This window comes from Pseudonocardia lacus (assembly GCF_018531445.1).
GTDB lineage: Bacteria > Actinomycetota > Actinomycetes > Mycobacteriales > Pseudonocardiaceae > Pseudonocardia > Pseudonocardia lacus.
Genome location: NZ_JAHDTH010000447.1, coordinates 1 through 1,559, shown reverse-complemented (window position 1 = coordinate 1,559; position 1,559 = coordinate 1). Strand labels below are relative to the sequence as shown.

The 1,559-nt window shown below is 69.0% G+C and carries 1 protein-coding gene; it reads right to left on the bottom strand.

Annotated features, from left to right (window positions below):
- Positions 1 to 332: 332 nt before the first annotated feature.
- A complete protein-coding gene (locus KIK08_RS41285; RefSeq protein WP_214408324.1) occupies positions 333 to 1,406 on the bottom strand; it encodes a putative T7SS-secreted protein in 1,074 nt (357 codons plus the stop codon).
- Between the last annotated feature and the right edge of the window lie 153 nt (positions 1,407 to 1,559).

The window sequence follows — 1,559 nt, the reverse complement described above, 5'->3', positions numbered from 1 at the left end:
CCGGACGTTCATGTGGTTCCATGCCCGGGCAGTCTGCTGCGAACCGGACCCGATCACGATCGTCAACAACCAAAAGGCGTCGGGTTCGTTGTGACGACGGTTCATTCACGCTGAACACGCCGGCAAAAGAGCAGCGAGATATGCCAGAAGTAGTGCTTCTGGCGAGGGCGCGGAACGAGGGCGTTCCGCGGCGGTGCGTCTGTCGCAGCCCAGCACCGCTGGTCGCCCTCCGGGACGCGCTCGTTCAGCGCGCGGAAGTGGACGTAGGCGCAGCGCGCGGTGGTGGCGTGGAGGTCATGTGCGGTTGTGCCGAGGGTCCGGCGATTGAGTGATCAGCTGACGGCGGGTGGCGGGTCGGCGAGCATCCGGCCGCGGTTGGGGAGCTGTTGCAGCGCCTGCTTGACGGCGACGGCGGCGTGGTTGACGGCGGAGCGGGCGTGGGTGAGCGCGTCGCGCCAGGTGGTGTCGGCGTCGTGGCGCAGTCGAGCTGCGGTCAGCCGCTGTGCCGCGGTCGGTGCGTCGGCGGACTCCGGCGCGGGCGCGCCCGTCGTCGGCGGTGGGTCGATCACGTCGGCTCGGGCGTAGAGATGGTTCGCGTGGCGGGCTTGGTGTTGAGCGGTGGTGAGGGCGTCGGCCAGGTTGGTCAGCTTGCTCGCGGTGGCGGCGGTTGCCTCCCGGGCGGCGGCGTGGCGGGCGATGCGGTCTTCGAGATGGCGGCGGAACGCGGTGGCGGCATCGCCGGCCCAACCGTTGTTACGGGCGAGAGCAAGCAGGTCACTGATCGCGTCGTCGTGGTCGTAGCTGTCGCGGGTGAGCGCTGCCGCGAGTGCGTGAAGACCGTCGGGGTTGCCGGCGATGAGGTTTTGGGCCCCTGGGTGGCCTGGGATATCGGTACTGCGATCTGAGGCAGCGAGCGCGGTGGCGCCCGACATGGGGGCGTCGAGGGCGCGGTGTCCGCTCGCTGCAGGATGGCTGAGCCGAGGGGTTGAGGGTTCGGGCGGTTCTGTGGGTGCACGGCTAGGCCCAGCGAGGGACGGCAGATCCGGGTCGGGAGCGAATCGGGGGACGGCCGAGGGCGGGCGGGGGAGCCCGCTGGTCAGCAGCGTGGCTGCGGCGTGGTCGGCGTGCGTGTAGGCGTCTGCGGTGCGGCGTAGATGCTCGATGGCGGCGCGGTGATCGGCATCGAGGTCGACGACGACAGCGCGGTAGTGCGCGGTGAAGAGGCTGATTCGTTGATCGAGAACGCGGTCGCCGGATACGTCACCCGGTGGTAGAGCGGCCTGTGGCCTTCTGACGTTGGTCATCATTCGAGCGAGGACACGGAGCGCGTCGGGGTCAACGGAGAGAACGTCGGCCGATTCATAACTCGCGGTCGGGCCCAGGGCGGAGTCCAGATGGTTGTGCATCGCAGAGATCCGATCGGCGACGGCGTGTGAGCTTGGCCCCCAGCGCCGGACACTGACGGTGTGGGGTCAGCGATCTTGGTCTGGCGGGGTGTGGGCTGCTTCGTAGTCCACCGGCGACAGCATCTGAATGCTGGAATGACGCCGTGTCGGATT